The sequence below is a fragment of the Photorhabdus tasmaniensis genome, from assembly GCF_011189505.1.
In the GTDB taxonomy this organism is placed as follows: domain Bacteria; phylum Pseudomonadota; class Gammaproteobacteria; order Enterobacterales; family Enterobacteriaceae; genus Photorhabdus; species Photorhabdus tasmaniensis.
The window spans coordinates 1-23,194 of the sequence record NZ_PUJU01000065.1 but is presented as its reverse complement, the minus strand read 5'-3'; the positions used below and the strand labels follow the sequence as shown (position 1 = coordinate 23,194).

Genomic DNA, 23,194 nt, shown 5'->3' with positions numbered 1-23,194 from the left:
TTGAGTTACATTACCTTCCTCCCTATAGCCCCAATTTAAACCCGATAGAGCGATTATGGAAGGTCATGAATGAACATGTTCGAAATAACCGTTATTTCGCTGATAAACATGAATTTCGAGACAAAGTGTTCAAATTTTTCACCACAACGCTACCTGATATAGCGGACTCGCTGATGTCTAGAATTAACGACCATTTTCAGGTACTAAAAACTGCATCTTGAAGTTTCTTGGGTATATATAATCAAATAAATCGAGTCTAAATAAATGAATCTAACTGACTTAAGAAAATTAATATTAAATAGCGGGTTCACCTTAAAAGAATTACTCAAGATAAAAAGAAACTTTATTATTCTATATAAAGATGATCCTGATACTTATGATAAATACCAAAGTAAAACGGATTGTTTTTGTCAATATTTGTTACTTATAGGTGAAGAAATCGCCACACCATTAATATATTCAACACTAATTAACTTATTTATAATATCAGGGATGTTTTTCAGTGGGCAAGCATATGGAATTCCATTGATGACTTTTGTTTACTTATCAATAACAACATCAGCTTTATTTTATTTCAGCTACTCTGTTAATTGTAATTTCATATTAGGATTAAAATTAGCAACATTTTATATTCGCTTTAAAATAAAAACTAAATTTCAATCATCATGAAGTTTATATATGTCATCTATCAAAAGTTTAAATTTACATCCACCACTTGATACTTTAATAGCTAAATAAATGAACTTAACTGACTTAAGAAAATTAATATTAAATAGCGGATTCACCTTAAAATAATTGCTTAAGATAAAGAGAAATTTTCTGATTCTTCATAAAGACAACCCCTACATTTATGATAAATATAAAAGTAAAACAGATTGTTTTTGTCATTATTTATTGTTTAGAGGCGAAGAAGTAGCCATGCCAATAATATATTCAACACTTATTTGCTCATTCATAATATTAGGAATGTTTTTCAGTGGAAAAGCATATGGAATTCCATTAATGTTTTTTGTTTACTTATTAACAACAACATCTTTTTTATTTTTATTCGGTCATTCTATTAATTTCATAACAGAATTAAAATTATCAATACTTTACTTCCGTTTTAAAATAAAAACCAAGCTAGAACTTTGAAGAAGTAGACAGCGTTAGGAAGTGCCGGAAGTGTTTTAACTATACCAAAGTAAAGCTCAACATAAGCACGTTGATTATAACTCCACCAAACGGAGGAGCCCTGTAATTTACAACCCTAACAGGTGACTGCCCAATGTTTTTCATAAGTCAATCCGTGCAGTAAAAGGAATACGATAAACGAATTTATCGTATGTGAGATCTTATTCAACAAAACCGTGGGATTTAATACTTGCCAGCAATCAATGCGGGTTATTAAATTATCCTGACAATTAAAACGGCAACACAATATTACTTTCAGCTAGCAGTCCCATATTGTTATACGTAGCGCAAGCCGCATCCACCAGATGCATAGCCAGCGCCGCGCCGCTGCCCTCTCCCAGACGCATGTCCAGATGCAGATAAGGCTCCAGTTGCAAGTGCCGCAACGCAATGATTGATCCTTTCTCTGCCGATAAATGTGAAGGTATCAGGTAATGACGAACATCAGGAGCAATACAACAAGCGGCCAATGCCGCCGCGTAAGAAGGAAAACCATCCAGAATCACCGGCAACCCAGCCGAGGCCGCACCAAGCATTACGCCCGCCATACCCACCAAATCATAACCACCGATCTTTGCCAATACATCAATGCCATCTCTGGCATCAGGCCGATTGATTTCAATCGCCTGTTGCACAACCGCCATTTTATGATGCAAACGTTCACTTGGAAAATTAGCCCCAATACCTACAATCTGTTGTGGATCGTGGTTCGTAAAAACACTAACCACAGCCGCCGCCGGGGTGGTATTCGCCATACCCAATTCACCCACACCAAACAGTTTCACGCCATCTGCGGCTTGTTCCAGCGTCAGGTGTGCGCTTGCCAGCAACAGATTTTCCGCTTGTTGACGGCTCATGGCCGGTCCATAAGCAATATTGCCACTGCCACGCCCTGCCCTCATGTCCACCAGTCCCGGCAACGGATCACTGTCAATCCCCACGTCCACAACTTTAACCTCTGCACCCACATTCGCCGCCAGCACGCAGACACCGGTGATCCCTTTCATCATATTCTGGGCATGAATAGCCGTTGCTGATTTGGGCGATATGGTGACACCTTCGTCATAAACCCCATGATCAGCCACCATCACAATGATTTGTTTACGATCAATATGATGGCCCGATAATCCCCGCATTCCGGCAAGTTGAATCGCCAGATGTTCCAAACGCCCAAGGCTACCTGTTGGTTTAAGCAATCCATCCAATCGGGTAGCAGTACGCGCCATAACCTCGCTATCCAGCGGCACAATCGCACTAATGATCGATGAAAATGAGATTGATGAAGGTGTTTGCATGGTGTTATTCCCGCGTCTCAGGTTGCCAGCAAGCCCGGCTATTAAATGTACGCAACGTAGTAAATCCATGGTGGATTTCTACTACGCTGTATGCACCCTGTTCAAAATGAAAGTGCCACATGGCAGAAGGCGGCATAGCCAGCAAACGCGCCAATAACAGGCCAAGTACACCCTGATGAGCCACCAACAACACATTATCCTGACTGTCCTGTTTCAGCTGCTGCTGCACCACATTTTCTATACGTGCAGCAAATGCAGGAAAGGTTTCACCACCGGTAGGAGACGCTTGTTGCCAGTCGGCTAACCAAACAGCCCAAGCTTCCGCGTCTTCATATTGTAAATCGTGATGGTGGCGCATTTCCCATGCGCCAAAATGCATTTCATTGAGTTGCGTATCGATACTGGCCGATAATGTGCAGTCTACCAGAATAATCTCCGCAGTATGACGCGCCCGCCGTAACATGCTGCTTGTCGCTTGCGAAAATGTCACGGCGGATAGATAACGGGCTATTTGCCGAGCCTGATTTATCCCCGTTTCGGTGAGTTCCACATCGGTCATACCACAGAAAACACCGCTCAAATTCGCTTCCGTCTGACCATGCCGAACCAAAAATAGTCGCATCAACGTGGCTCACAATAGCGCCAGTAAAAACACCAGCTCCCCAATTTCCACTGATGCACCAAGGGTATCTCCGGTCTGTCCCCCCAGACGACGATGCAAATAAATTGCCAGTAATCCAATAACCAACAGCGTGATCACCAATGCCAACACACCAGGCACTCCAGTCAGCAGAGCAATCAATACCATCCCACTCAACAATGTTAACGCTGCCTGATGACCATTAACCCGGCCAATATAAAAATTCCCCAACCCGTTCCCTTCACGGGCACAACGTTGGCGATACATTAACAACACAATCGCACTCCTGCCCGCCACTGACGCAGCGATTAAGGTCACCAACATCGGGACGTCACGCAGAGCCAATTCGCTCACCACCAGCACTTTCGCCAGAATAAGGAAGATCAACACCAGCCCGCCGTGAGTTCCCAAACGGCTGTCACGCATAATCTCCAGCATTCTTTCCCGGCTACGTGCGGAAAACACACCATCACAGGTATCCGCCAAACCATCAAGATGAAGCGCCCCCGTTAGCAATGCCAGCACTAATACGTAACTTAATGCCGCCAGCGGCACACCACACCAAGGCGCAAGCAGGGTAAAAATAACCGCAGCAAGTGTACCGACGATCACACCGACAAATGGAAAACCGGCAATACCACGCACGTATTGATCCATTTCCACGCCCTGTGTCCAACGTGACGGAACTGGGATACGAGTCATAAATTGCAAGGTGGCAAGAAACAGACGCAGATTCATTTAATTTTTACCTCAATCCCCGAAACCATCAGAAATACCTCACTGGCCGCCGCCGCCAGCCGCTGGTTAACTCTTCCTGCGATATCACGGAAATGGCGCGCCAGTCTGTTTTCCGGCACGATGCCCATACCCAGTTCGTTAGTCACCAGATATATCGGTGAAGTCACGCCAGCACAAGCCGCTAACAGATCGCTAATTTGCTGCTGAATCTCCACCTCCAATACAGCAAAATCCATCTGTTCAGGTGAAGTCTCTCCGGCCTGATCAAATAATAGATTGGTAATCAATGTCGTAATACATTCAAGAATGACCGCTTCTCCCGGCTGGGTTTGCGTGGTAATGACCGCACCAAGATCACGATAGCCCTCCCATGTACGCCAATGGGCTGGCCGGTTTTCACGGTGCAGTCGTATACGTTCAGCCATTTCGCTGTCTGTCACCACAGCAGTCGCAATATACAACACCTGCTCACTGGCTTGTGCCGCCAGTTTCTCCGCCAGCACACTTTTACCACTGCGAGCGCCGCCGGTAATCAAAATCACGGTACCGAACCTTGTTGATGGCTTTTCATACACTGATAAATTCGTTCTATATCCAGATGTTCGCGCATGGCTTGCGCCAAAAGGTCAAACTGTGTCTGTTTGTAGTCGGTATAATCCAATGTATCTCCCTGATAAGCCATCAATCCTTTGCGCTGACGCAAAGCATTAAGCAGAGCACGAGTAAAATGAGTACTATCGAACAGGCCATGAATATAACTGCCCATCACACTACCCTCCCGATTGACCGCACCATCAAACCAACTGCCGGATTGACCGTTACGATCGGTAATACAGGCAAACGGTGTTGCATCCGCCCCCAATAACGAACTTCCCATGTGAATCTCATAACCACGGACGGGTTGTTCAATGCAATCTGATAACAATCCCGGCAACGCCACTAGACAGCTACCGTTTACCCTGGTTGTCACTTTTTCATGGGCAAACCGGGTTTCCACATCCAGCAATCCAAGACCATCCATCTGGTCAATACCTGATTCCACTCCATCGATAATTCGCTTCCCCAGCATTTGATAACCGCCACAGATACCGATAACCGGAATACCAGACTGATGTGCCGTCAACAGAACATCCACCAATCCGTTCTGTCGCAACCATCGCAGATCGCCCAGCGTGTTTTTGCTGCCAGGTAAGATAATCAGATCCGACGATTGCAACTCTGATGGTTGAGTCACATAGCGCAAGCGAACATCCGGTTGCATCGCCAGTGCGTTAAAGTCGGTAAAATTGGCAATATAAGGCAAACGAACCACGGCAATATCCAGCGCTTTTTCGGCTGCACCATCATATTTACCGGTTTGCAGCGCTACGCCGTCTTCATCTTCCAAGTCAATGTTCAGCCAAGGCATCACTCCCAGCACAGGCACCCCGGTTAAGGCTTCAATCTGTTCAATACCCGGCTGGAGCAGGCTGATATCACCACGGAATTTATTGATGATCACCCCTTTGATCCGTGCTTTCTCCTCCGGCAGTAACAGTGCCAGCGTACCGTAAATGGCCGCAAATACGCCGCCACGATCGATATCCGCCACCAGCAGCACAGGCGCATCAACCATCTCCGCCATTCCCATGTTGACAATATCCCGATCACGCAAATTGATCTCCGCCGGGCTACCGGCACCTTCCAGCACCATTACGTCATATTCACTAGCCAGACTGTGAAAAACTTCACAGATTTGCTGCTGCAAACGGGGCTTGTACTGGTGATACTCCACCGCATTCATGCTACAGGCCACTTTTCCCATCAATACAACCTGAGCCTTACAATCGCTGGTGGGTTTTAGCAATATCGGGTTCATTCGTACATCAGGTTCTATACCCGCCGCTTCCGCCTGAAAAATCTGCGCCCGCCCCATCTCTTCACCGTTAGCAGTGATACCAGAATTCAGCGCCATATTCTGTGACTTAAACGGCGCACAGCGATAACCATCCTGAACAAAGATACGGCATAATCCCGCAACCAATATGCTTTTCCCAACATCGGACGCCGTACCTTGCAACATTAAAGACAGACTCATATGTCATTTCCTTAATTATTACGCTGACGTAGCAGAGCAAAAAGTTGCTCCTCAGTTTTACACAATGGTAACCCCAGTTCGCTGTGGATCTTAACCAACCAAGGTTGCACCAGTCCAGCAGCCTGCAACTGTTCATGTTGCAGAAAAACCTCGGCAGTTTCACCGGCACAAACCAATTTACCGTGGGATAGTACGTACAGATAATCACAGACGTTGTAGATTAAATCGATATCATGGCTGGAAATAATCACCCGTTTTCCTTCTGCCACAATGCGTTCGATGATAGCGATCATATGTTGTCGGCCAGAAGGGTCCAACCCGGCAGTCGGTTCATCCAACAGCAGATATTCCGCCTCCATCACCAATGCCCCCGCTATCGCGACTCGTTTTTTCTGGCCATGACTCAGATGTTGGATCGGCTTATGACGGAATTCATGAGCGTCCACCAGCGCCAGTGCCCGTTCAACACGCTGCGCAATCAGCGCCTCATCAATGCCAAGATTACGTAAACTGAAAGCGATATCACTGTCAATATCGGTATAGAAAATTTGCTGTTCCGGATCCTGAAATACCGTCGTCACCCGCTGGCGCAAGGCCCGCAAATGGGCTTTACCATAGCCGATAGGCTGGTCTTGCCATAAAACCTCACCCTGTTGGGGACGCAGAATGCCGCTCAAGTTCATAAACAACGTGGATTTGCCGCAGCCATTTGCCCCTACCAGGCCAGTAACGGCATGTCGGCTAAAATCCATGGTCAAATTTTGTAAGATGGGTTCATCCTGATAACTGAAACTTAACTGTCGGGTCGCTAACATCGGGATCCTGTCCTTACAGGTGAAAATTCCCCTGATAAAGTTTGATATCCAGCGAAACAATCATTTGCTGATAACGGATCATCACACGTGTAAATAGCATACTCACTAACATTGCCAGTGAACGGTAGCCACTTCCCAACGATGTGTAACCAAACCGCAGGGATTGCGCACGATGGATCGCCGCCGCCTCATCAATAAAAATAAAGATAAAACGCCAAGTCAGCAGGATCTGTTCCGTTAATAGATCCGGGACATGACAACGTTTCAACAGTTGGATCAATTGTGGAAACGGGGTATTAAGCACAAACCAGAAGGTAGCCGCCAATGCTGCCAGGCTACGCCACATTGTCTGATTGGCGGTTATCAGCCCTGCTTTATCAATCCCGAACCAAAACTGCCCTGCCTGAACGCCCCACCACAGGGCGTCCGGCTGACGGGAAACCGATAGCACAATGGCTATCAGTCCCACCAATAAGAATGATAACGGTACAGATAACCAAAGCAGATAGCGACGTGGCCCGATCCGTAACAGATAACAGGTCAGCGCCGCAATCACCAGCAATAGCAATGCCTGGTAGCACGGCGGGCTGATCATCGCCAGTAGCAGAAACAAGCCATAGAGCACCAGTTTTGCCATCGGATCAACCCGCCGCCAGCGGCTTTGATAACTTAGTCGATCAATTCCCAACATGCTCACTGCGCTTACTCCGGTAGTAACCCAGAATATAGAAGATCACCGCTGCTCCTAATGAGCCTTGCAAGGTGAACAGTAAACTTTCAATCTCTCCGCTGGCCGGCTCATACAGCGGCTGAAACCAGGGTTCATAGTCTGGAGCAGTGACCTGAATCAGCGCTTCTGCTTCTCCATCAGCGCCGCCATATTCGCCTCCGTGGTTAATAAAGAACGGCAGAATAACCAACGCGATTAACACCAACAGCAAGGTAATGGTCTTTTTCATGTTAATGACTCCTGACGTGGATAAGATGACGTTTAGTTAACTGATCGTAAATCAGTACGGTGAGTAAACCTTCAGCAATTGCAATCGGGATCTGAGTCAGGCAGAACACACTCATAAACTTAACGATAGAACCACTAATACCGAATTCAGGCTCTGGGAAAGCCACCCCCAACTGCACCGATGTGACAAAATAGGTCACCAGATCCGCGATCATGGCACAGAGGAACACGGCAACATCACGCCGGAAGCCGATTTTATTGGCCAAACGCCAGACCCAATAACCCACAACCGGACCAAGCACGGCCATTGACATACCATTAGCGCCAAGGGTTGTCAGACCACCATGCGCCAGTAGCAACGCCTGAAATAACAGTACAATGACCCCAAGTACTGCAACAACCGAAGGACCAAATAAGATCACCGCCAGACCTACCCCAGTCGGATGAGAGCAACTACCCGTAACTGATGGAATTTTCAATGCGGACAGCACGAAAATAAATGCCCCGCACAACGCCAGCAGCACTTTCTGGTTACTGTCATCACTGACAATCTGTCTCAATCGTACCAACCCCATAAACAGACAAGGCAAAAACAGAACCCACCAAGCCAATGCCCAAATCGGAGGCAGAAAACCTTCCATTACGTGCATGGCAAAGGCTTGCTCCGGCACCAACATCAACAAGACTGCCATTGCCAACCCGGTCAACGAGAGTTTCTTTAGCTGTTGTTCCATAATTTACTCCTTGGTATGCCATTGTTTATTCACCAAAATGGTGGAGAAATAGGGTAGCGGCTGATCGGCAGCTACCTGATCCAGACAACGCCAGCACTGCTCACCCGGCAATGAAGCATCTGCCATCAGCAGGGCATGTTCGAATAAATTCAAGCGTGCCAACAACGCACGTACGGTGGCAAAACGGTTATAAACTTTCATCAGCACGACACAATCATGGGTTTGCAATGCCTGTTCCAACTCAGCTTCCGGCGCAGTACAGGACATGACCGCCATTGATTGCTGCTCCATGGCAAGCGGCAGTACGGCTCGCGCGGCAATAGCGGCAAAAGAAGTAATACCCGGCACAATTTCCAGCCATTCCTGCCTGCCAATGCGCGCCAGCAAAAAGACCCAGGTACTGAACAGCATTGCGTCACCCAATGTGATAAACCCAACTTGCCGCCCCTGGGCCACTTCATCTTTCAGTTGTTGCGCCACTTCATCCCATACCGCCTGTTTTTCTTCGCCGTTACTGCTCATCGGGAAATGACAGGTGCGAATTTCAGTGTGTGGTAACAGGTATTCACGCACGATAGAGAGCGCCAGACTATCTCCGCCTTTACGCCCAGCGGGTGCATAAAGCACATCAAGGCGGGCGAGTATCCGGGCAGACCGTACGGTAATCAAATCACTGGCGCCAGGACCGACGCCGATGGCATAAAGTCTTCCCTTCATCACGCCACCTCCCGCTGATCTGACTGCAACGCGGCGTCCAGGTGTTGAACAAACATTTGGCGGATCAGTGGATTCTCGCCTAATCCCTGTAACCAGGATTGCGTGCTGATCCCAACGGCTTCCAACTGAGAACGCCAGGAGTCTGGCTCGTCTGATGCCATATCGTTGATTGCATGATCGCCGGCCACCAGCATTAACGGCATCAAATGTACCTTACGCACGGCCTGCCGCCGCAAGCGGATGATGAGATGGCCGATTTCCGGGTAACTTTCCACCGCCCCCACCAATGCCGGAAAATTAAGGGAACTCATCAGGTGATCAAGGCACGCGTAGACAGAAAACGCATGATGACAGGTGCCGTGGCCCATAAACACCACACGCTCATCCGCAGCCAGTGGCGGCATCTGATTTTCCAAGGCAATAAGCAGTTGTTGATAATCGGCAAAACTGTTAAGCAACGGGGTACCCACAACCAAACGTTGGAAACGCTTACTAAAGGCGCTTACTTCACTGACGATCTTCTCATATTCGTCACCGTTGATAACATGTAGGGACTGAATAGCCACATCTTGATAACCTTCATTGACCAAACGTTCCAGCGCCTGACGTGGGTTATCCACCTGTAGGCCATCACGTTTTTGCAATTTGCGGATGATCATTCCTGAAGTGAATGCACGATACAGATCACGATCAGGGTAAGCAGCCGACAATTGACGCTCACAAGCATCAATATTCTTTTGCCGAGTCTGCTGATAACTGGTACCAAAGCTGATGATTAACAGTGCTTTTTTCATTTTATTGCCCTCGTTATTCCTGCCATTGGGTCAGGTGTTGGACAAACTCATCCAGCGAACTAATCTGTTCTCCTTCATTCGTCTGTAAGGTCTGTGCAGGACGGCACACAACAATACAGGGAATATTGAGTGCCAGGCAGGGAGCCACTTTCTGTTGATATCCCCCCTCCGCACCGGATTCTTTCGTGATCACGACATCAGGGCGGCAAAACTCATACAATGCATGATTGAATTCAGCCGTGAATGGTCCACGCAATGCGATAATATGATCGACCCCCAACCCCAGCGTCTCACACTGAACCAGTACCTCAGCCGTCGGCAATACCCGTACCAGTAAGGTTTTTTCCGGCAGTAAGCGCTGATACAGCGCCAGTTGTTTACTGCCGGTGGTCAGCAATACCCGCGGCCCCAGAGTCCGGGCAACGTCGCAAGCGGCCTCCACACTATCGACTTTGTGCAACAACGGGTGATTCAGTAAGTCAATCTCACTGGGACGTTGATAACGGGTAAACCGCAGTGACAATTGGCGACAGGCTGCGATTACATTGTGAGTTAATGCGTCTGCATAAGGATGTGACGCATCAATTACCCAACCTACCTGATGCTGATCAAAATAGTGCACCATCGCCTCGGCATCCATTCGCCCCACCATCACCTCTCCCTGAATATCACCCGCCAGTTGCCTCCCGGCATCGGTAGCAACAGAGAGACGGTAACGCGCTCCTGCCGCGTCCAGTGCCCGGCAAATTAGCCGGGCGTCACTGGTACCGCCGAAAACATGGATAGCCGGATGGCTCATAGCTCATACCCCCGTGGTGTGATCATCAGTCCATCACGGCAATAGGTAGTATGATTGCCAACGATCACCAGACTGGTCATATCCACCGGTGAAAAGTCCATCTCGCCGAAAGTGGTAATCCATTTATCCTGCTTTTTACGCCCGGCGGCTTTTACCACCCCCACCGGCGTATGCGGATCTTTCCATGGGCTCATAAGTTCAAACGCTTTGGCAAGGTGTCCTTCACGACCACGGCTGCGTGGGTTATAGAAACAAACAACAAAGTCGGCCTGCGCTGCGGCAATAACACGTTTCTCAATCACCGGCCACGGTGTCAACAAATCGCTCAAGCTGATATGACAAAAATCGTGCATCAACGGTGCCCCCAGTAACGTAGCTGCGGCAATACTGGCGGTGATCCCGGCCACCAGTTTGACCTCAAGATCACACTGTTGCTGGCAAACCAACTCGAGCACTAAACCGGCCATGCCGTAGATCCCCGCATCCCCGCTGCTGATCAACGCCACTTTACGACCGGATAACGCCAGATCAATCGCGGTTTGGCAGCGTTCAATCTCCTTACACATTCCCGTCTTAATCACTTCTTTATCCATCGTCAGATGTTTGACTAAATGGGTGTAGGTTTTATAGCCGACAATAATTTCAGCTTCGCGGATCGCCGCAATGGCATCCTGCGTCATCATAGATTCATTGCCCGGCCCAATGCCGATTACGGTTAACATAATTGTGATACCCCCAAAGTGATAGTGACGCCCTGCTGACGCAAGGTCCGGCCAACCAGTTTCCCTTCGCTCATCAACCAAGCAACAGGTTGTGAAACACTGCCAACCCCTACCGTCCGGCGGACAAAATCGGAAGCAGGAAAACGTTGCTCATGGCGACTTAACTCATTAACACTGAACAACTTAAACGGTACACGCCAACGCCGTGCAAGCTGATTCAACGCCAGCTCATCCTTCTTGATGACAACACTACCAATGGCACTCAGGGCCATCAGATCAAAATGATTTTCCGCCATTTGCTGTTGCAATAGCTCAACCAGTGTTTGTAACGGAGTGTCCCGACGACAGCCGATCCCAGCTACAACACGTTTCGGCACCAGCTTATAAACCGGCAGAGGCAGTTCGGGCAGTGGATCGCGCAACGTGACACACACCAGCACATCCAGTTCAGGCAATGCCTCCAGATGCTCTATCGGGACAAAACCACGGGTATCAAAATGTTCACGTTCGCTAAGTAGTAATTCATCCCACCACAGCCCGACTTTCTGACCACTGACCAGCATTTGGTTTACCACTTTCACCACATGGCGAAAATCCTGCATATCCGCGTTTAACTGAGTGGCAAGCGTATCCAGCGCCGCCACCCCGTTAATATCCGTAGCGGTAGTAATCACCGGATCGGCCCCCAGCCGTTCCGCCAGATAATGAGTCAATGCATTAGCTCCCCCCACATGACCGGATAGCAAACTGATAACATGCCGACCACCTTCATCAATCACCACTACTGCCGGATCATGCATTTTGTCGTTTATCAGTGGAGCAATCATTCTTACGGTGATACCCAAAGCCGCCACCACGACCAGCGCCGAATAATCCTTAAATGCCTCGCGCAAGGTGTCGCCAAAACTGCCATTAAAAGGAATAAACCCCGGCTCTAGCAGCTTTTCGCTGGTAAAACAGGTCAGAGGCAGATGCGCTCTCAACCTTTGTACCAATCTGACCCCGCCCGGTGTCAAACAGAACACCGCGATCGATTCATGCCCGGCGATATTCATGGCTAAACCCCGCATCGTAGAGCCTGGAATAGTGATATTCCTCTCCCAGGAAAGCACCAACCAGAATCAAAGCCGTCTTACGGATACCCGCTGCCCGTACCTTCTCAGCGATATCGGCCAACGTACCGCGCACGATGAGACTTTCAGCCCACGTCGCCTTGTATATCACCACGACCGGCGTTGTGACCGGGTAACCACCGGCTTGAAGACGCTCAACCACATGCCCCATCTTCTGCACAGAAAGGTAAATCGCCATTGAAGTCTGATGGGCAGCAAAGGATTCCAGCTGTTCCAACGGGGGGACCGGTGTACGTCCCTCAATACGAGTAATAATCAGACTTTGTGACACTTCCGGTACGGTGTACTCCACCCCTAACTGCGCCGCTGCCCCCAGAAAAGCACTGACGCCCGGCACCGAGACAAAACCAATACCGGCATCGGTTAAGGCTTCCCCCTGCTCGCGAATGGAGCCATATAATGAGAGATCGCCGGTTTGCAGCCGAACCACCAATTTACCCGCATGTACGCCATCCACCATCAGTGCAACAATTTGTTCCAGCGTCAGACTGGCGCTGTCATGGCACTCAGCTTCTGGCGGACAATATTCCAGTAATTCAGTGTTAATCAGTGAACCGGCATAAATCACCACCTGCGCCTGTTGCAATAAACGATAGCCTTTCAGGGTGATCAACGCCTTATCACCCGGCCCGGCCCCCACAAACCAGACTTTTCGAGGATCAAAATGTTCAGACATCGATCTGCTCCTTGTAACAAGAAATCAGATAAGTCGGATTATTCGGCTTGAAATAGTGGCCGCTGCCAAGTGATGCCAGAGTAGACGCTTGTAACTGTATGCACTCTAAATCACTTATCTGGCATGTCCGCAAATGTGCCAGCGCGTCATTCAGGTTATTCAGCAAAATGAACGTCAGCACCAGACGTCCACCGGGGTACATGTGATCCAGCGCCCAGTCGATCAGTGCCGTCAATTGGCCCCCACTACCGCCAATAAATACCGCGTCTGCCATTACATCCAACGTCAATGGGGCTTCTGCGGCTATGATCTCCACATTATGACAACCCAGCCGCTGACGATTCTCCCCGATCAACGCCAGTGCCGCCGGATTACGTTCAATAGCGGTGACCGTCAGCGCCGGGAATCGTAGCGCCGCCTCCAGCGCCACGCTGCCGGTACCCGCTCCCACATCAATCAACTGGCTGGCATGATTCAACTCCAACCGCTCCAATGCCAGTGCACGAACCGGCTCTTTGGTCATCGGTACTTTCTGTCCGCGTAAAAATTCGTCATCTCTCATAAGATCACCACCACGTTCATGTCATAGTCAGTCGCCACCGCTTCTGGCCGCAGACGGTGAATACGCTCATTAGGCAAAGAGAGGTTTTCACCAATAATCAATGTACGGCTCAGGCCACGCGCAATAATGGCCTCCGCAATTGCCCGCGGGCCGACGCGCCCATCAGTTACCATCGCTACTTTGTCGTGTTGCAAAATCCAGTCAAAATCTGGGGTACGCCCGTGACTGCTGGTCAGATAGATATCGTTCATATCCAGCGCCGCTTTGGCACACAGATACTGAATTGAACTGATACCCGGAATGATGCGCAGATCATCTGCGGTAAAATATTCAGATAACAATTTGCCGATGCCGTACAACAACGGATCACCGGACGCCAATACCACAATATGACGTGTACTGTTGTTTTGTAGCCAGACCAGCAAACTGGCAAGATCGGCATCCAATATGCGGGTTTCATGGGTGATACCGCTAAATATTTCCAGATGACGCCTGCCGCCGACCAGTACCTCCGCGTCAGAGATATAGTGCTGGGCCTGTGGCGTCAGATATGCCGTATCACCGGGACCAATACCGACAACAGTGATCATCTCATCTCCTCCAAAATGTCATTCAATGGACGGCTGGTGCCGAGGATCTGATTATCAAAGGAGAACATAATGGCGTCACAGCGCGGTGGGTTAACGGCAAAACGCAACATCTCGCTCATCCGTTCCCCAATTCGTTCGGCAATACGGTCATAAACCGCTTGCAAGCCATACTCCGCAATCAGTTCCATTGCGGCTTCCGTGGTATCGCAGCGATTCACCTCCAACAGAAGTGCCTGCGGTGCCCCCATCAAGGCCAGATAGGCAATCAATGTTTCTATGCGGCCATCAGCAATGTGACTGTGAGTATGAAAAATCCCTGCGGCCACCTTCACCAGTTTGCCGGGATGCCCGACCAACATGATATGGCGGAAGCCAAGCCGAACCGCTTCCTGCAACATGTAGCCGACAAAGTTACTCATCGTCACCACCAGCTGACCATCAAGCTTCAATTGCTCACGGACAAACCGCTCGCCGTGATTGCCGGGAACCAAAATGACTTTCTCAGCTCCCGCTGCACGTTTCATTTCCAGCTCGATCGCCAGTGAACGTTTCCAACTCTCCTCCGACATTGGCGTGACAATACCGGTGGTGCCAATGATGGAAATACCGCCAAGTATCCCCAACTTGCCGTTGTAGGTTTTCTTTGCCCGCTCTTCACCTTCCGGTGCAAAGATCTCCACTTCCGCTCCCCGCATCGGGCCAATAGCCTCCCGCACCGCCGCCTCAATAGTCTGACGTGGTGTACGGTTAATGGCGGCACTGCCTACCGGCAACCCGACACCTTTGCGGGTAACCGTACCAACACCTTCCCCGCCGCTCAGGTGGATTTCACCGTGATCGCAGAGAGTGACACGGGCAAAAATCAGCATGTCATGAGTCGCATCCACATCGTCGCCACCATCTTTACGGATAGCGGCAGTAGCCTGTTGGCCTTCAATCAGTGGCTGTTCGACGTTAAGGCGCAATGTCACGCCGGAAGGGGTAACAATAGAAACATGGTCAATAACTTGCTGGCGCAACACCATCAATGCGGCAACCTTGGCGGCGGCAGTGGCGCAGGAACCGGTGGTATAACCTTTGCGATACTGCTTACCGTTATGCCAGATGCTGTCTAATTGCATCGTATCGCTCATTGTGCCTCCTGCAACCGGTACAGAATGGCATTGATAATCGCCGCCGCGATATTGCTCCCACCTTTGCGGCCTGCGGCTGCGATATAAGGCAATTCGCTTTGCATCAACGCCGCTTTCGATTCTGCCGCGCCGACAAATCCGACCGGTACCCCGATCACCGCCAATGGTGAAGCCCGTCTTTCCAGCAAGCGGAACAGCGCTGTCGGAGCATTACCGAACACAAATATTTTGTCGCCTTCCTCAGCCAATGCGACATCTACCGCGGCCATAGAACGGGTAATACCCTGCGCTTTCGCCATCGTTACCACACGCGGATCACTGATATAGCAACGGCACTCACAGCCCATTTGCTGTAACAACGTTTTGTTGATACCGGATTGAGCCATTGTGGTATCGGTATACAAGATGCACCCCCGGCGCAGTGCCTCAGTAATACGGGTCAGCACATCCGGTGCAAACCACAAAATATCCAGCCAGTCAAAATCTGCGGTGGTGTGGATCACCCGTTTAATCACCGCTTCCTGCATCTCATCAACAAAACGATAATCGGGACGCTCACGGGCAATAATGTCACCAATGATTGCAAAGCTATTCTGTTCAATTTGCTGAGGTTTTTGGAGATAGTTCATATTCATTGCCCTTTTCTAAGCTATTCCGACCAACAGTAAATGCAGCAACGCAAACAACAGTAAGGCCAGTTGCGAAGCTATCATCATCAAGTGGATACTAAGCGGGATATCCGTCAGCGCGATTTCACGGCGTTCATCACCAATCCAGGGTTTATCTACCCGTTCACCAAAGTAGTCATTCGGACCACCAAGGCGGATACCCAAGGCACCCGCAACCGTCGCTTCAGGCCAGCCACAGTTGGGACTGGCATGCTGATAACGATCACGCCAGCCAATACTCAGGGCCTGACGAAAATCAACCCGGATAAACCAGGCCGCCGCACTCAGCAACAGCCAACTTAACCGCGCCGGTAACCAATTCGCCAGATCATCCATACGGGCCGAGACATATCCAATCGCACGGTATTCCGGCGTTTTGTATCCCACCATGGAATCAAGGGTATTGACTGCTTTGTAAGCCATTGCCAACGGCGCACCACCAATCATCAGGAAAAAGAGTGGCGCAATCACACCGTCAACGCTGTTTTCCGCCACTGTCTCCACCACCGCCCGCGTGATTTGCGGCGCATCCAGTTGAGAGGTATCGCGCCCGACAATCCATGACAATTGCTGACGACTCTCATCCAAAGAACCCTGCTGTAACACACCATGTAGCGCCAAAGCCGCATCACTCAAACAACGGCCAGCCAACAGGGTATAAATCATCCACACTTCGGCCAACCAGCCAATCCAGGGATGAATGGAGTTCATCAACCATAAGCATCCCCAGCTCACCAGCCAGGTCAACCCAACAACGACTACCCACAACACGGCTCCACCGACTTTCAATGCGCGTTCATTGTGGCAACCGCGCCGGACAGCTCGTTGTACCGATGAAATCAGATGGCCGATCCAGCGTACCGGATGAGGCCAATGTGGCGGATCACCCAGCCAACTATCGAGCAAGAAAGCAGCAAACCAGGCAGCAAGTGTCACAATAGCCCCCTCGCAGACATCAACCAGCGATCAAGCAGACCAGGACGCTGGGCAAAATGGATATGAAGATAACTGGCCAGCGTTTGCTGTACCTGATAGCCCCCCGCCCATTGCTGTATTGCCATACCGTCACGCCATTTCGTACAGTCAAAGACCGAAGGGATCGAACTGATAAAATCAGAATAATGAAACTCGTGGCCCCGTAAAACCTCGCCCGCAGCGGCCAGCAAAGTGCTACAACGGGCTTGTGCCTGACAGTAACCGAAGCGCATCAGCCGCGTCCCCATACGGCTTTCTCCCGGCAAAAGGCCGGCCATCTGGTGACACTTCCCTTCTCCATCGGTCAACGACCTGCCAAGGTACATCAGGCCACCGCATTCAGCATAAAGGGGAACCTGACGATAATGCGCATCCTGTAAAGCGTCCCGCATGGCACTATTGGCAGCCAATTGAGCGGCATAGATTTCCGGGTAGCCACCGCCCAGATAAATCATCTGACAATCAGGCAGACGGCGATCATGCAGTGGGCTGAAACGCTGGATACGTACCCCTGCCCGTTCCAGCATTTCCAGATTATCCGGATAATAAAAGTTAAACGCTTCATCATCCGCCAACGCCAGCGTCAGGCCGTCAGCCAATGCGGGATCAGGCAACGCTGGCACCTCACCTTCCGGTGAAGCAGGACAATCACAGAGCGCCAACAGACGATCAAGATTGATATACGCTTCAACCTGTTGAGCCAACCGCTGCCAGCGGGCATCATCGGCAACCTGTTCCTGAGCAGGAATAAGACCCAGATGGCGGGATGGCAACGACACATCTTGCATAACGGGCAAACGCCCCAGCACCGGGACACCACAATAATGTTCAATGGCACGACGGATGAGTTCGAAATGGTTTTCAGAATTGACGCGGTTAACAATAACGCCCGCAATTGTCAGAGAGGGATCAAAACGACAAAAACCCAGAACAGTCGCCGCAACAGAAGTGGATACCGCCTTACCATCTACCAGCAAAATCACCGGGCATCCCAACTGTTTCGCCATTGCAGCGCTACTGCAATAATTCGGGTTCGTACCATAACCATCATACAACCCCATCACACCTTCAATGACCGCTACGTCAGCATGGCGCATATGCTGATTATAAAGACCATTTAAAGTTGCTGTTGGCAGCATAAACGCATCAAGATTGCGGGATGCCACACCACACACCGCGCTGTGCCAGCCGCTGTCCAGATAATCCGGCCCCACTTTAAACGGTTGGACAGCCAACCCGCGCCGCATCAACGCCCGCAAAATGCCAAGGGTAACCGTGGTCTTACCGCAACCACTCCCCGTACCTGCAATAACAAATGCCTTCTTGCCTGACTGTTGCATAAAAAATTCCCGATATATCGACCGAGAATAGGTGTCAACAAGACGTGCCTAACGCAGCATCAGCACTGCACACATCCATTGGATGACAACCCGCTTCCCTCCGAAGGAGTTGAATGTCTCATACCTGTCAGGTCGGTCTTCTGGCTTAGCGTCATCCTTCCCCGCCACCTTCCCAGTCATTCCGACCAGTGGCATCAGCGGAGTTGTCAGCATCACAGCAGCGGGGGCTGCGGAGGATTCTCACCTCCTTCCCAACCACACCATTGAGGTGCAGTGTTAACCTGACAGCGGTTTATTTTTAACGTAATCTATTTATTAAATTATTAGATGGCTAATGATATACATCCATTTCCATCACAATAACCTTATTAACCCTATTGAATTAAGATGCAAATTAAATATATATTCTTCACATCAAGAAGACGGTTGGATTTATTATTTTCGACGATAAATTTATACGATTTATAACAAAAACTACCGCCGATCTGATGACAAAGATAGTAACAACACCGCAGCAGATTAATCGTTGATCATAATCAACTATCTATTCACATCATATAAGCTTATGATGATGTTTGTCATAAAATAGCTTCTTATACCCTCAGTATAACCAAATCACAATGAGAGCTGCCGATGTTATTAGATACCACTGTACCCCGCATTCTTGGTGCCTGTTTTATTACTCACCGCTGTCAGAACAAGTCCGTCCGCTAATTCCATTACTTGCAGATATTGATAAATTATTTCCCTGGCCGGATAGCGGTAAAATAGAAAACCTGACGAGAAAAATCGCTACTTTGCCTGCGGAATTCCTGCAATATGACTATTCTATCCTGTTCGAAGGGCAAGGCACTATGCCAGCGCCGCCTTGGGGATCCGTTTATCTGGACAGAGAAAACTTGCTATTAGGCGAAAGTACATTGGCTTACCGGGAATTTCTGGCGAAACAAAATATGATCATCTCCAGTAAACAACGGGAACCGGAAGATCAATTCGGCTTGATGCTGCTGGCCCTGGTTTATATTTTGGAACAAGGACATAAACCTGCTACGCGTACCCTATTGGAACAGCACTTACTGCCGTGGGCGTATCGTTATCTGGCACTGACTGAGGAGGCCAAATTGGAAAATAATTTTTATCCCATTTTAGCCACTATGGCTATTGACTATTTGAAAACACTACAAACTGAACTGGAGTTGATGCCGGCAAAACTGGAATTGTTCCGTTAAAATTTTTATTATTCTGCAATAAATGCTCCGGATGGAAAATTAAGCAATTGCGAACAAATCTACATTCCTACGGAGCTTAAAATCAATTTAATCAACTCATCATTTGTATCATACATAATACCCAAAAACCCTCATAGTTAGCTTTCGTTCCATTGAACGTTATAGCCCTATTGCCGTATATAAAACAGTTTAAATGATTTTTATGTTATTTATTATTGGGTAAGGAGAACAGACGCAAAATAGAATGATTTCACACGTTAAGAAAAACTGTCTATTAATTCATAAATTAGTAAACATTAAATACCCCAAATAGAGGATTTATTAAAATCCCAAAAAAGTTTAGCGGTGATTTTCACTTCATTGAACGTCGGTTTCCTTTACATGGAAATATTAAAAATGTAAACAACCTGAGGTCATAATATGAAAAAAATATTTTTAACTACTCTTATTACAGGGATTGTGTCAACAAATTGCTTCGCACAAACACTCCCTGAAGGCAAAAATGAGCATATTGCTCATCTGCAATACAACACCAGCAACGAAGCTCCGCTATTAAAATCGACCGATCCGGGTGCAGATCGATTTAAACATGTTGGAAAATTAAGAACGAATGGCCTCTGTACCGCCACACTCATTGCCGGCTCAGAAAAACCGGACGCCAATCAACAGGCGCTTATTCTCTCCGCAGGCCATTGTCTTGACGATACCTTAGACACAAACGAAGTCATTATTGATCAACCTGCCGGTCCTGGTTGGACGTTTACACCAAATTACTTTATTGACTTGATCGATAGACATCAACCTGTTGATATTGATAAAGTTTTATACGCAACCATGAAAGGCGGTGACCTGGCGGTTTTCAGATTGAAAGCAACTTATGGAGAACTGGCAAAGCGTGGAATACTGCCGGTGACATTACAAAAAGAACTTAAGCCATCAGGTCAGGCGATTGAACTTGCTCATATCCCTGTCAATGGCGTAGAGAGTGATAAACGTTATCTGCGATATTCCGACTGCCACATTCTTGGAGAAACACCGCTCCTGTATGAACATGTATGGAATTGGACGCCAAGTGTTTCTGTTGATTGTGCTGGTGTTTCTGGCGGAACCTCGGGTTCGCCGGTCATATTAAAAAATCAATCCAAGATAATTGGCGTATTAAATACCACCGTCACGCCGGGTTACAGTGGTTGTGGGCTTGGTCGGCCATGTGAATTAGTCGATGATAAAGGTTACTCTCGCGAAGGCACCAGTTACTATATGCCTGTTAATAAAATTGCACATGCATTTACCCATGATGGAAAACTGGATTTAAATAAACTTGACGATGGCAAAGGGATCACCATTAGCGCTAGCGGTTCTCTTATTACCCAGAGTACCGTTAACGGCAACGCTGCCACATGGAATTTACGACTTGGTGAGAATGGTTTTGACAAAATCCGCTATAAAAAAGGACTTGCGAGTAATACCGATTGTTCAAACCCTAAAGGGTACAGCAAACCCTTCTCAGTCACTGAGCAACCGCTGGATAAACTCCAGACACCTTCGAAAGAAGGGATTTACACCATGTGCGTTATTGGACGACATACAGAAGATAAGCGCTGGCAGGATACATCCAACGCGTCAGTAAAATTACGTGAAATTGATAACACTCCTCCATCAATAAAACCCGCAATAAGATTAGTTTTTGAAGCGGATGACCGATGGGTTGTTAATCCCATATTTAATCAATGGGAAATTGTTGACTTACGTATAAAATCAGGTCCTCTGGAATCTACGAAATGTGACGATGACACGGGATATTCTATCTATAGAAGAATACCGATTTCTCTTATGAAGAAAGACTCCCCAGTACGTTTTTGTGTATATGGATTGGATCAGGCGGGTAATAAAGGCCCAATAAATTATCTTGATTTCGGTGTTAAGAAATAAGTTTTTAAAATCGGCCAGCGTTTGCTGGCCTTTTTTGTTTTTACGAAAATACTAAATGCTATCAATTAGAACACCTCTATTTTATTCAGATTTTATGTGATACACACCACCTTAAATAATATGAATAAAGATAAATACACAGATGATATCCCTACTTAATTAAAGAAATTATTTTAAATTTATAAAAAACCTATTTGTTATTATTTTCATAATAAATCATATCCACAAAAAAATATATTAACCAACACTTATCTTGGTTATTTATATATATATCAAAAAGTTATTTTTTTCATAAAAATAATACAAAATATAAAAGTACGAACTATACTTATAATTGTCATTACGATGCTAAAAATGCTCAATAACACTATTTAGAGGGTAAATTGTATGTTACTTGAAGAAATTCTCGGACTCGTCGATACAGATATAGAAGCAAGTGCAGGAACAAGAGATCCAGATATAGATATATCTGGATCATGGATTAATGAACTTCGCTCTACAATGGAAATTAAGCTGGATAAAAAAACTCAGAATTTTCATGGTATATATTGCAGTAGCGTAGGCACAGACGGAAGAGCTCATAAAGGTACAATTACAGGACATTTGCTCGGAGATCTCATCGTTTTTATGGTAAAATGGCATTCAGCGGCAATAACTGCATGGGTTGGTCAAGTGCCAAAAAGATCAATCAATGAAGAACACAAAATCACCACTCTATGGATGATGACCAGTAAGAGTAACGGATGGAATCCAATAAATGCAGGAGCAGATACCTTCGTAAGGAATAATCATAAGAATTAAATTCATCTTTTTATTTATACCCCCGCCTTCGTGTGGGGGTTTATTATTTTCCACATAGCGAAACCTGTTCTATTCCCCAAAAACTCATTTTTCGATCTCCACCAGAATATTTGATTATTAACTACAACGTGAATATATCGAGTAGTCATATATGATCGGGGATGAGTGTCAGAAAAATTATAGTAACTTTCACTAATCTGCAATCCCATATAAGCATGAGCGAAAAATAGACAGATAAGATTTATTGGAATGCTCAAGAGGTTCTGCGCATTTATCGCCAAATCATCTTTCAGAATACACCAGAAAATTGATGCTATGATAAATCATCATGCCACTCCTACCATGATTTGGAATGCGCCATAACCTACCAATATATGTGATTTATTTTGTCTATTTTTAACCCAAAAGAAGAGCATTATTTAACCGATCGCAATGCTGGCCTCCATAATCGTCATTTTTGGTTATTTATTGATCCACGAATATACCCGATTTTTGCCACTTTTAGTTCCGTTTAATGCTTTAGTAAGCTGCATTGGTAAAGATTACTGTCAGTTCATGGATTACATAAAACCTTGGTTTGTCGGAAACGGTGGCATTGGCAAAAAGTGCTTACCCAAAATCAGGCGGTGTTGTAAACGGGAATGTGGATGCCACTGGATATATTTCCGGTAAGGGTGTGTATGAAGCACCCGG

At 47.6% G+C, this 23,194-nt stretch carries 25 protein-coding genes, 1 pseudogene and 1 riboswitch; of the genes and pseudogenes, 5 read left to right on the top strand and 21 right to left on the bottom strand.

What is annotated here, in order from left to right:
• Together C5471_RS20695 and C5471_RS20690 are read left to right on the top strand one after the other, a co-directional pair.
• On the top strand, positions 1-221 hold a 221-nt coding region (locus C5471_RS20695), incomplete at its 5' end, for a transposase (RefSeq protein ID WP_207627396.1).
• Positions 222-264: 43 nt separating this feature from the next.
• Complete coding sequence (locus tag C5471_RS20690) at positions 265-669, top strand: hypothetical protein (RefSeq protein WP_133812522.1); 405 nt, start codon at positions 265-267, stop codon at positions 667-669.
• Between the two features lie 734 nt (positions 670-1,403).
• Here C5471_RS20690 and cobT read toward each other — a convergent pair.
• Genes cobT through C5471_RS20585 form a run of 21 tightly spaced genes read right to left on the bottom strand, consistent with a single transcriptional unit; the run spans position 1,404 to position 18,539 of the window.
• The gene (gene cobT / locus C5471_RS20685; protein WP_133812521.1) at positions 1,404-2,468 is read right to left on the bottom strand and encodes a nicotinate-nucleotide--dimethylbenzimidazole phosphoribosyltransferase; all 1,065 of its coding nucleotides are present in this window, start codon (positions 2,466-2,468) and stop codon (positions 1,404-1,406) included.
• Positions 2,469-2,472: 4 nt separating this feature from the next.
• Positions 2,473-3,090, bottom strand: a complete 618-nt coding sequence (locus tag C5471_RS20680; protein WP_133812520.1) for an adenosylcobalamin/alpha-ribazole phosphatase — start codon at positions 3,088-3,090, stop codon at positions 2,473-2,475.
• Positions 3,091-3,099: 9 nt separating this feature from the next.
• A complete protein-coding gene (cobS, locus tag C5471_RS20675) occupies positions 3,100-3,846 on the bottom strand; it encodes an adenosylcobinamide-GDP ribazoletransferase (protein ID WP_133812519.1) in 747 nt (248 codons plus the stop codon).
• Complete coding sequence (cobU, locus tag C5471_RS20670; protein WP_133812518.1) at positions 3,843-4,388, bottom strand: bifunctional adenosylcobinamide kinase/adenosylcobinamide-phosphate guanylyltransferase; 546 nt, start codon at positions 4,386-4,388, stop codon at positions 3,843-3,845. Before cobU ends, cobS begins: the two co-directional genes overlap by 4 nt.
• Positions 4,385-5,923, bottom strand: coding sequence for a cobyric acid synthase (locus C5471_RS20665; RefSeq protein ID WP_133812517.1), 1,539 nt, complete (start codon positions 5,921-5,923; stop codon positions 4,385-4,387). The genes cobU and C5471_RS20665 overlap by 4 nt, the downstream gene beginning before the upstream one ends.
• Positions 5,924-5,934: 11 nt before the next feature.
• Entirely contained in the window at positions 5,935-6,738 is an 804-nt protein-coding gene (locus C5471_RS20660) for an ATP-binding cassette domain-containing protein (RefSeq protein ID WP_133812516.1), read from the bottom strand.
• 13 nt (positions 6,739-6,751) lie between these two features.
• Positions 6,752-7,429, bottom strand: a complete 678-nt coding sequence (locus C5471_RS20655; RefSeq protein ID WP_133814166.1) for an energy-coupling factor ABC transporter transmembrane protein — start codon at positions 7,427-7,429, stop codon at positions 6,752-6,754.
• Positions 7,416-7,697 (bottom strand): energy-coupling factor ABC transporter substrate-binding protein, encoded by a 282-nt coding sequence (locus C5471_RS20650; protein ID WP_036848061.1) that lies wholly within the window; start codon positions 7,695-7,697, stop codon positions 7,416-7,418. The genes C5471_RS20655 and C5471_RS20650 overlap by 14 nt, the downstream gene beginning before the upstream one ends.
• A 1-nt stretch (position 7,698) precedes the next feature.
• Positions 7,699-8,430, bottom strand: coding sequence for a cobalt ECF transporter S component CbiM (gene cbiM / locus C5471_RS20645; RefSeq protein WP_133812515.1), 732 nt, complete (start codon positions 8,428-8,430; stop codon positions 7,699-7,701).
• A 3-nt stretch (positions 8,431-8,433) separates the two neighbouring features.
• Positions 8,434-9,147 (bottom strand): cobalt-factor II C(20)-methyltransferase, encoded by a 714-nt coding sequence (locus C5471_RS20640; RefSeq protein WP_133812514.1) that lies wholly within the window; start codon positions 9,145-9,147, stop codon positions 8,434-8,436.
• Positions 9,147-9,941 (bottom strand): sirohydrochlorin cobaltochelatase, encoded by a 795-nt coding sequence (gene cbiK / locus C5471_RS20635; RefSeq protein ID WP_133812513.1) that lies wholly within the window; start codon positions 9,939-9,941, stop codon positions 9,147-9,149. Before cbiK ends, C5471_RS20640 begins: the two co-directional genes overlap by 1 nt.
• A gap of 13 nt (positions 9,942-9,954) precedes the next feature.
• Positions 9,955-10,740, bottom strand: coding sequence for a cobalt-precorrin-6A reductase (locus C5471_RS20630; protein ID WP_133812512.1), 786 nt, complete (start codon positions 10,738-10,740; stop codon positions 9,955-9,957).
• Complete coding sequence (locus C5471_RS20625) at positions 10,737-11,462, bottom strand: precorrin-3B C(17)-methyltransferase (RefSeq protein ID WP_036840078.1); 726 nt, start codon at positions 11,460-11,462, stop codon at positions 10,737-10,739. Before C5471_RS20625 ends, C5471_RS20630 begins: the two co-directional genes overlap by 4 nt.
• Positions 11,456-12,517 (bottom strand): cobalt-precorrin 5A hydrolase, encoded by a 1,062-nt coding sequence (gene cbiG / locus C5471_RS20620; protein ID WP_133812511.1) that lies wholly within the window; start codon positions 12,515-12,517, stop codon positions 11,456-11,458. Before cbiG ends, C5471_RS20625 begins: the two co-directional genes overlap by 7 nt.
• Entirely contained in the window at positions 12,498-13,271 is a 774-nt protein-coding gene (locus C5471_RS20615; protein WP_133812510.1) for a cobalt-precorrin-4 methyltransferase, read from the bottom strand. The genes cbiG and C5471_RS20615 overlap by 20 nt, the downstream gene beginning before the upstream one ends.
• A complete protein-coding gene (locus tag C5471_RS20610) occupies positions 13,264-13,833 on the bottom strand; it encodes a decarboxylating cobalt-precorrin-6B (C(15))-methyltransferase (RefSeq protein WP_133812509.1) in 570 nt (189 codons plus the stop codon). The genes C5471_RS20615 and C5471_RS20610 overlap by 8 nt, the downstream gene beginning before the upstream one ends.
• Positions 13,830-14,423: a cobalt-precorrin-7 (C(5))-methyltransferase gene (locus tag C5471_RS20605; RefSeq protein WP_133812508.1), complete on the bottom strand. Its 594-nt coding sequence runs from the start codon at positions 14,421-14,423 to the stop codon at positions 13,830-13,832. Before C5471_RS20605 ends, C5471_RS20610 begins: the two co-directional genes overlap by 4 nt.
• Positions 14,420-15,556, bottom strand: coding sequence for a cobalt-precorrin-5B (C(1))-methyltransferase CbiD (gene cbiD / locus C5471_RS20600; protein ID WP_133812507.1), 1,137 nt, complete (start codon positions 15,554-15,556; stop codon positions 14,420-14,422). Before cbiD ends, C5471_RS20605 begins: the two co-directional genes overlap by 4 nt.
• On the bottom strand, positions 15,553-16,185 hold the full coding sequence (locus C5471_RS20595; protein WP_133812506.1) for a cobalt-precorrin-8 methylmutase: 633 nt from the start codon (positions 16,183-16,185) through the stop codon (positions 15,553-15,555). Before C5471_RS20595 ends, cbiD begins: the two co-directional genes overlap by 4 nt.
• A 15-nt stretch (positions 16,186-16,200) precedes the next feature.
• Entirely contained in the window at positions 16,201-17,160 is a 960-nt protein-coding gene (gene cbiB / locus C5471_RS20590) for an adenosylcobinamide-phosphate synthase CbiB (RefSeq protein ID WP_133812505.1), read from the bottom strand.
• Entirely contained in the window at positions 17,157-18,539 is a 1,383-nt protein-coding gene (locus tag C5471_RS20585; protein ID WP_133812504.1) for a cobyrinic acid a,c-diamide synthase CobB, read from the bottom strand. Before C5471_RS20585 ends, cbiB begins: the two co-directional genes overlap by 4 nt.
• Positions 18,540-18,652: 113 nt before the next feature.
• Positions 18,653-18,839, bottom strand: a riboswitch (cobalamin riboswitch).
• Positions 18,840-19,172: 333 nt separating this feature from the next.
• Between C5471_RS20585 and C5471_RS20580 the strand changes: the two are divergent.
• The 3 genes and pseudogenes from C5471_RS20580 (at position 19,173) to C5471_RS20570 (ending at position 22,501) form a co-directional block, all read left to right on the top strand.
• Positions 19,173-19,768 (top strand): annotated as a pseudogene (locus tag C5471_RS20580) (molecular chaperone TorD family protein).
• A 420-nt stretch (positions 19,769-20,188) separates the two neighbouring features.
• Positions 20,189-21,700: a trypsin-like serine peptidase gene (locus tag C5471_RS20575; RefSeq protein WP_133812503.1), complete on the top strand. Its 1,512-nt coding sequence runs from the start codon at positions 20,189-20,191 to the stop codon at positions 21,698-21,700.
• Positions 21,701-22,087: 387 nt separating this feature from the next.
• On the top strand, positions 22,088-22,501 hold the full coding sequence (locus tag C5471_RS20570) for an avidin/streptavidin family protein (protein WP_133812502.1): 414 nt from the start codon (positions 22,088-22,090) through the stop codon (positions 22,499-22,501).
• The last annotated feature ends 693 nt before the right edge of the window (positions 22,502-23,194 follow it).

Coding starts and splice junctions, on each gene's coding strand:
- cobT (WP_133812521.1), bottom strand. CDS start 2,468: ATGCAAACACCTTCATCAATCTCATTTTCATCGATCATTAGTGCGATT.
- cbiK (WP_133812513.1), bottom strand. CDS start 9,941: ATGAAAAAAGCACTGTTAATCATCAGCTTTGGTACCAGTTATCAGCAG.
- cobS (WP_133812519.1), bottom strand. CDS start 3,846: ATGAATCTGCGTCTGTTTCTTGCCACCTTGCAATTTATGACTCGTATC.
- C5471_RS20665 (WP_133812517.1), bottom strand. CDS start 5,923: ATGAGTCTGTCTTTAATGTTGCAAGGTACGGCGTCCGATGTTGGGAAA.
- C5471_RS20605 (WP_133812508.1), bottom strand. CDS start 14,423: ATGATCACTGTTGTCGGTATTGGTCCCGGTGATACGGCATATCTGACG.
- C5471_RS20690 (WP_133812522.1), top strand. CDS start 265: ATGAATCTAACTGACTTAAGAAAATTAATATTAAATAGCGGGTTCACC.
- C5471_RS20655 (WP_133814166.1), bottom strand. CDS start 7,429: ATGTTGGGAATTGATCGACTAAGTTATCAAAGCCGCTGGCGGCGGGTT.
- C5471_RS20640 (WP_133812514.1), bottom strand. CDS start 9,147: ATGAAGGGAAGACTTTATGCCATCGGCGTCGGTCCTGGCGCCAGTGAT.
- C5471_RS20570 (WP_133812502.1), top strand. CDS start 22,088: ATGTTACTTGAAGAAATTCTCGGACTCGTCGATACAGATATAGAAGCA.
- cbiG (WP_133812511.1), bottom strand. CDS start 12,517: ATGAATATCGCCGGGCATGAATCGATCGCGGTGTTCTGTTTGACACCG.
- C5471_RS20575 (WP_133812503.1), top strand. CDS start 20,189: ATGAAAAAAATATTTTTAACTACTCTTATTACAGGGATTGTGTCAACA.
- C5471_RS20660 (WP_133812516.1), bottom strand. CDS start 6,738: ATGTTAGCGACCCGACAGTTAAGTTTCAGTTATCAGGATGAACCCATC.
- C5471_RS20630 (WP_133812512.1), bottom strand. CDS start 10,740: ATGAGCCATCCGGCTATCCATGTTTTCGGCGGTACCAGTGACGCCCGG.
- cbiD (WP_133812507.1), bottom strand. CDS start 15,556: ATGAGCGATACGATGCAATTAGACAGCATCTGGCATAACGGTAAGCAG.
- C5471_RS20585 (WP_133812504.1), bottom strand. CDS start 18,539: ATGCAACAGTCAGGCAAGAAGGCATTTGTTATTGCAGGTACGGGGAGT.
- cbiM (WP_133812515.1), bottom strand. CDS start 8,430: ATGGAACAACAGCTAAAGAAACTCTCGTTGACCGGGTTGGCAATGGCA.
- C5471_RS20610 (WP_133812509.1), bottom strand. CDS start 13,833: ATGAGAGATGACGAATTTTTACGCGGACAGAAAGTACCGATGACCAAA.
- C5471_RS20650 (WP_036848061.1), bottom strand. CDS start 7,697: ATGAAAAAGACCATTACCTTGCTGTTGGTGTTAATCGCGTTGGTTATT.
- C5471_RS20615 (WP_133812510.1), bottom strand. CDS start 13,271: ATGTCTGAACATTTTGATCCTCGAAAAGTCTGGTTTGTGGGGGCCGGG.
- C5471_RS20680 (WP_133812520.1), bottom strand. CDS start 3,090: ATGCGACTATTTTTGGTTCGGCATGGTCAGACGGAAGCGAATTTGAGC.
- C5471_RS20625 (WP_036840078.1), bottom strand. CDS start 11,462: ATGTTAACCGTAATCGGCATTGGGCCGGGCAATGAATCTATGATGACG.
- C5471_RS20595 (WP_133812506.1), bottom strand. CDS start 16,185: ATGAACTATCTCCAAAAACCTCAGCAAATTGAACAGAATAGCTTTGCA.